This is a genomic window from Paenibacillus sp. P4_A7 (assembly GCF_056402455.1).
Genome location: NZ_JBFUHJ010000322.1, coordinates 1 through 6,274 on the forward strand (window position 1 = coordinate 1; position 6,274 = coordinate 6,274).

6 protein-coding genes are annotated in these 6,274 nt (G+C 47.2%); 3 read left to right on the plus strand and 3 right to left on the minus strand.

Going from position 1 to position 6,274, the window contains the following annotated elements; all coding sequences use genetic code 11:
* A partial coding sequence (locus AC1DWN_RS25005; protein ID WP_477561605.1) for a beta strand repeat-containing protein occupies positions 1-2,703 on the minus strand: 2,703 nt, incomplete at its 3' end.
* Between the two features lie 267 nt (positions 2,704-2,970).
* Between AC1DWN_RS25005 and AC1DWN_RS25010 the strand changes: the two genes are divergently transcribed.
* The 3 genes from AC1DWN_RS25010 to AC1DWN_RS25020 all read left to right on the plus strand — a co-directional run bounded on the left by AC1DWN_RS25010 (position 2,971) and on the right by AC1DWN_RS25020 (position 4,871).
* Complete coding sequence (locus AC1DWN_RS25010; protein WP_477561606.1) at positions 2,971-3,120, plus strand: hypothetical protein; 150 nt, start codon at positions 2,971-2,973, stop codon at positions 3,118-3,120.
* 83 nt (positions 3,121-3,203) lie between these two features.
* Positions 3,204-4,157, plus strand: coding sequence for a TRM11 family SAM-dependent methyltransferase (locus AC1DWN_RS25015; protein ID WP_477561607.1), 954 nt, complete (start codon positions 3,204-3,206; stop codon positions 4,155-4,157).
* 27 nt (positions 4,158-4,184) lie between these two features.
* Entirely contained in the window at positions 4,185-4,871 is a 687-nt protein-coding gene (locus AC1DWN_RS25020; protein ID WP_477561608.1) for a class I SAM-dependent methyltransferase, read from the plus strand.
* 96 nt (positions 4,872-4,967) lie between these two features.
* On the opposite strand, the gene AC1DWN_RS25025 is transcribed toward AC1DWN_RS25020, so the two are convergent.
* The gene (locus AC1DWN_RS25025; protein ID WP_477561609.1) at positions 4,968-5,576 is read right to left on the minus strand and encodes a class I SAM-dependent methyltransferase; all 609 of its coding nucleotides are present in this window, start codon (positions 5,574-5,576) and stop codon (positions 4,968-4,970) included.
* A gap of 38 nt (positions 5,577-5,614) precedes the next feature.
* The gene (locus AC1DWN_RS25030; RefSeq protein ID WP_477561610.1) at positions 5,615-6,175 is read right to left on the minus strand and encodes a class I SAM-dependent methyltransferase; all 561 of its coding nucleotides are present in this window, start codon (positions 6,173-6,175) and stop codon (positions 5,615-5,617) included.
* Positions 6,176-6,274 lie beyond the last annotated feature (99 nt).

Here is a 6,274-nt window from a genome sequence, read left to right on the forward strand (position 1 = left end):
TGTATTCGTTGCCGGTGTAGCTACCCCAGCTATRCTGAAGCCTATAGTCTGCAGCGAAGCGTGATTGACCTTCAGGTCCGCTGTTGCAATGCCGTTCGTGAAGGTTACGGTAATCGTATCCGGCGATGCCGTTAGAGCAGCTCCATTAAAGCTGCCATAAGAGCCATTCGGCGCTTGCGTATAGCCCGAGATTGTTACGTTGCGAGCTCCATTAAATGTAGTGTCGATGTGCCCGAGCGCATTTTTGACCGTCAGCGTCACTGTATCAGCCGTGCCAGCGATAGGGCTCGCGGTTGCCGACGATGCAGTTGCTGTCTGTGCGGGTGCAGGAGCTGGTAATGTCACAGTCGCGCTTGTCACTTGCGTTAATCCCGCTGCATCGAAGGCGAGCTGAGCTCCGTTTACACTAGCTTCGTTATCTGCGCCCAGGTTCGTAAAGGTCACAATTCCGGCGCTTGCCTTAGCTGTCATCGTTCCTTTGAGTGTCCAAGTACCTGCATCCTTCTTCGAAGCCGTGATGACAGTCGAGTTGTCGCCTATGCTCGTATTTCCATAAGCATCGCGAAGCGTGATGACCGCTTGCTGGGCGAATTCGCCGCCATTGCTTGTGGGTGCTGTTATATCAGTTGTTACTGCCATCGCTGCCGTACTGCCTGCCACTGGCGTGATGCCAAGTGTATTCGTTGCCGGTGTAGCTACGTCAGCTATGCTGAAGCCTATAGTCTGCAGTGAAGCGTGATTCAGCTGCAGGTCCGCTGTTGCAATGCCGTTCGTGAAGGTTACGGTAATCGTATTCGGCGATGCTGTTAGAGCAGCTCCATTAAAGCTGCCATAAGAGCCAYTCGGCGCTTGCGTATAGCCCGAGATTGTTACGTTGCGGGCTCCATTAAATGTAGTGTCGGTATTCCCGAGCGAATTTTTGACCGTCAGCGTCACCGTATCAGCTGCGCCWGCGATAGGGCTCGCGGTTGCCGCCGCTGCAGTTGCTGTCCGTGCAGGTGCAGGAGCTGGCAATGTCACAGTCCCGCTTGTCACTTGAGTTAATCCCGCTGCAGCAAAGGCGAGCTGAGCTCCGCTTACACTTGCTTCATTGTCTGCACCTAAGTCAGTAAAGGTCACTGTGCCAGAGCTGGCCGTAACTTCCATCGTTCCCTTGAGCGTCCACTCACCAGCATCCTTCTTCGAAGCCGTGATTACAGTTGAGTTGTCGCCTATACTCATGTTTCCATAAGCATCGCTAAGTGTGATAACCACTTGCTGGGCGAACACGCCGCCATTGCTTGCAGGAGCTGTTATATCAGTTGTTACTGCCATCGTTGCCGTACTGCCTGCCACTGGCGTGATGCCAAGTGTATTCGTTGCCGGTGTAGCTACGCCAGCTATGCTGAAGCCTATAGTCTGCAGYGAAGCGTGATTGAGCTTCAGGTCCACCGTTGCAATGCCGTTCGTGAAGGTTACGGTAATCGTATTCGGCGATGCTRTTAGAGCAACTCCATTAAAGCTGCCATAAGAGCCATTCGGCGCTTGCGTATAGCCCGAGATTGTTACATTGTGGGCTCCATTAAATGTAGTGTCGGTGTGCCCGAGCGAATTTTTGACCGTCAGCGTCACCGAATCAGCTGCGCCAGCGATAGGGCTCGCGGTTTCCGCCGATGCAGTTGCTGTCCGTGCAGGTGCAAGCGTCTTAAATGTCTGTTGACCTCCATAGGTAGTCCCCACACCATTCACTGCTTTAACGCGATAATAATAAGTGGTGTTTTCCGATAATCCTGTAAGGCTAACTGATGCCGCTGTATTACCTGCACCTGCAGTTATAGATCCTCCTGTAGTCGCAGAAACATTCGTACCATAGCTGCTAGTCGTTCCATACTCAAATGTCACGGTAGTATTAGCATTATTATCATTAACAGTACCGTTCAGCGTTGCACTCGTATACGAAACACTGGTTGCTGCACCTGTAGTAGCAGAGGGAGAGGTGGCAGGTACAATAGGGGTAGCGAAATTAAGATTGTCGATCATTATGCTCATAAACGTATTCGGACTTACATCAGCAACAGTCATGCGAAGTTGGTCGATATTGTTCCATGCACTACCAGTAAACGATAATAATCCACTATTACCACCGCTATTTTCTTCCGTCAACGTCGTAAGACGATTGTAGCTAATGGAAGAAGCCCCAGGTTCATAGGTGCCAGTAACGGCAAAATTAACAGTCGCCGTTGCTTTCATGACGCCGTTATCATATCCATTGATTTTATACACTTGACTATTTTCTGAAGCATGGCCCCAAACCTCCGCATTAAAAGAGGTCAGCTTAAAGTTATTCTCATTGTTCTCGGAAGCGAATTGAAAGTACGTAGCGTTCGGATCATTACCATCAAAATAAGAACTCAAACCATAACCAGTGCCAAGACTAGTAAGACCTCCAGTAATGTTGCTGATGGTATCGACCGTCAAGTAGTCATCAGCATCCGTTGAATAAATGATTCCGTCAAGTGTAAGAGAACCTTTGTCGGGACTCTTGATAACTCCTCCAACGCCATCAAAATTCTGACTAGTCGGTGCAGCTGCCGCAGCAGGGAAAACAAGATAATAAAACATAACTGCCAAGAGCGCAGCAATCGACGCCAAAAATATTATCATTCTAGTAGGCGAAAAAATAGATCTACCGCTTCGTTCTTTCACGCTGCCCAAACCTCCCATTTTAAAATCCTCCATCAAATTGTTTTCTTTTTTCGAATATCAGAACCTACTATGTTAAATCCAATATGTCAATAACTGTTATAATTCGGCCTTTTTTTCATTTCCCCTTTAAATTTGAATCAATTTCATAATGCATAGTTACAAAACCTTAGACTAACCATTTAAGCATTTTCATTTGTAAAAAAGTTATGCAGCTTCTTCTTGTAACTGGCGGCTTTCCCTCAAGAAGCTCTATCCTTTTTACATGCTTTAGAACGTGGCTCCTTATTGTCAGGCAAAGACAATGTTATTAAATTGCAAACACCCGTAAGCAACTACAACAGTATTGAGTTATCCTCGAAAACAGCCGAGGTTGGCGATGTAATGGAAGAGGTTCTGCTTGAGACGTTCCTGGGAGAGTCGATCAATAGCCTCTAGCCACCCTACCTTTGCAATTCTAGCCGTTTCACGATATGGTTTGAGAGGAACTTAAATATATAGCTATAAAGGATGGGACATGCTTGAATACACCGAGCCGAGAGCCGGCATTTATATATACGTATGCTTACCGTGTGGATGAACAATCATTGTGTTACTTGGAAATGCGAGCTATTTTTGGAATGGAGGCTCCGGGCAATATTTTGAAAAGCAGCATCGCTATCGATCCTAGCCGAAGTCCGTTTATGAGAGAACGCGTAGAGATACTATATGAGGGAGATACGCTGCCGCAAATCTATGATCAGGTAGAGGCTATGAACATGGGTGATGAAACGTTCAAATGTCTATTTGTGAAAACGAATGATTTAGCGCCCGCTGACAAAATAGAATACGATGACCAACGCGTCATTGAACGTGAGCTTGGCATGCGTATTACCGGGGAAGCCGATGTGCGTAAGCCGGATCATATATTTGGTATCATTACGCTTGGAGGACGCTGGTATTTTGGAAAATATGTCAAAAGCAAAGCGATTTGGCTGGATCATGTGAAGAAGCCCCGCAGTTACTCCATTGCGCTGAGTACACGTGTAGCAAGAGCTGCCGCTAATATCGCGGTGCCTAATCCGAAAGGCATCAAAGCCATCGATCCTTGCTGCGGTATCGGGACAGTGCTCGTAGAAGCCCTCTCCATGGGCATTGACATCGTCGGCCGCGATATCAATCATTTTATAGCACGAGGGGCACGCGAGAATATTGCTCACTTTGGCTTTGAGGGTGTCGTTACTTTAGGTGACATAGCTAATATAGAGGAAAAATACGATGTAGCTATTATTGATATGCCATACAACTTATTTTCCAATACAACTCCTGAGGAGCAATTTTCCATTCTTAAACACGCTCGTCGTATTGCCGATAAAGTAATTGTCATTACGATTGAGACGATCGATGAGATGATAGAAGGTGCAGGCTTAACTATCGCAGATCGCTGCGTCGCTAAGAAGGGCCATTTTTCCAGACAAATAATCGTTTGCGTGTGAACCATTTGATCTAGGGAGGAATTAAGCATGCCAGACCATGATTCCATTTATGCAAGTGAAGCCGACAAATACCATCAGTTAATAGACAAGCAGCCTGATTTGGACAAGATTATAGACGAAATACGGCCGTACAGCGGATTAGATATCGTCGATCTTGGAGCAGGTACGGGAAGGCTGACAGCGGTGCTTGCCGCAAAGGCAAAAACAATTATTGCGCTTGATGCCTTCGAGGATATGCTGCGCATAAACGAGGAAAGACTGAGCGAAGCCGGACATACGAACTGGACAACAAAGGTGGCTGATCATCGCAGCCTTCCTTTGGAAAATAACAGTGCCGATTTGATCGTATCCGGCTGGAGTATTTGTTACTCAACGAACACGGGTATTCCGGAATGGGAGCAAAACCTTGGGGAGATTATAAATGAACTAAAGCGTGTACTGCGGCCGAACGGAACGATCATTATTTTCGAAACGATGGGCACAGGCTTTGAAGAGCCCTCCCCGCCTGAGTTTCTGAAGCCCTATTATGCTGCATTAGAGCAGGATTATGGCTTCTCTCATAAATGGATTCGAATGGACTATCAATTCGACAATGCCGAGCAAGCTGAAGAGTTAACACGCTTCTTCTTCGACGAAGAGTTAGCCAATAAAGTAGCTGCACAAAAGCTTGTTCAGCTGCCCGAATGCGCCGGCGTCTGGTGGCTTCATCTATAGCATCTAAGCGCAAGGTGGAGCCTTTTGAAGACTCCGCCTTGCTCAAACTATCGCAGTATCGCAGCTATGCTGGTGCAGCAAACTGCTTACTGTCTGTCATTCCTGCTTCCGAATACACCAGTTGGTCATACAACGTTGACCCGATACATGTACGGTTTTGATTGGCTCGAAAAAGATGCCGTTCAGCATCGCCGTCGTTGCTTGGAGTCTCTCCTCATTAACAAGGAACCGTTTGCTTCCATCCGGGAGCAGATAGCGTTCATTTCCTAGCGGCTGTATCACCGTCTCGATTCCGATAGACGAGGCTAGACGCGCAAATAACATCCCGCCTGGCTTCAACACCCGCCATAGCTCCTTCACCATTTGCAGAAAATGCTCTTCATTGTCAGCAAAGTGCAGTACCGCGCTGCTTATAATAAAATCAAAGCTGCTGTCCGCAAAGCTCATACTCTCTACAGCTTCCACACGAGCCTGCTCATAGGGCCAGCTAGGCGCTATCTTGCCCGCGAGCTGCTGAACAGTACGCACCGCTTCTTCCGATTGATCAATAGCAAACACCTCATAACCATTACGGAGCAAATAAACCAGATTACGTCCCCTGCCGCAGCCCGCGTCCAAAATCCGCATATCCTTTGTAATTCGGCCTTTTAACAGCTGATCAAATAAATAAATATCTATATCGCCAAATTGATCATGAACATTCATATTAGAATTAGACCTACTTTCATTAAAAGATGGCTTGGTTATACCTTATAAAGGTACACCTTCGTCCGATATGTATCCGTGCAAGTAATAACCCGTTCGGGCTCCCAGTCCGGAAGCGCGAAGCAAATACTTATGATCTGTGCGTCCGGCACCATCTGTTCCCGTAAAATAACGCTCAATCGTTTCATCGCACCCGGATAGAGATAACACACAACCAAATCAGCGCTTTCGTATCGATAGCTGTACAGATCGCCCCGAATAAAGGTTACCTGATTAGCAGGGCTTCCTCGCCTATCCAGCCTTGCCGCGAGTCTCGACACCCACAARGGGATCAAGGAGTTTTCTATTCCAATGACTTTCCAACCTAGGCACACTTTTGCCGCCTGCAGAGCGACCGTCCCCCAGCCTGAACCCGCTTCTACCATGATGCCCTCGCTTGGCAGTCGTTTAATTTCCTTCATAACCAYACGTCTGACTGGGTCAGATGAAGGCATGGGTGAAATACCATTTTTCCAGCTAATGAATACAATCGATAGTAAGGCAAGCAGCACCGTAAGCATCAATAAGCTAGACACCATCTGATAAAGAATTGCCTCCAAGTCCAGATCACTCTCCTATCTATGAATCAACAATAAGATGATTCCGGCGTGGTGCCGAAATCATCCTATTTATTGCGATCTATTTAGCTGCTTTTGTTC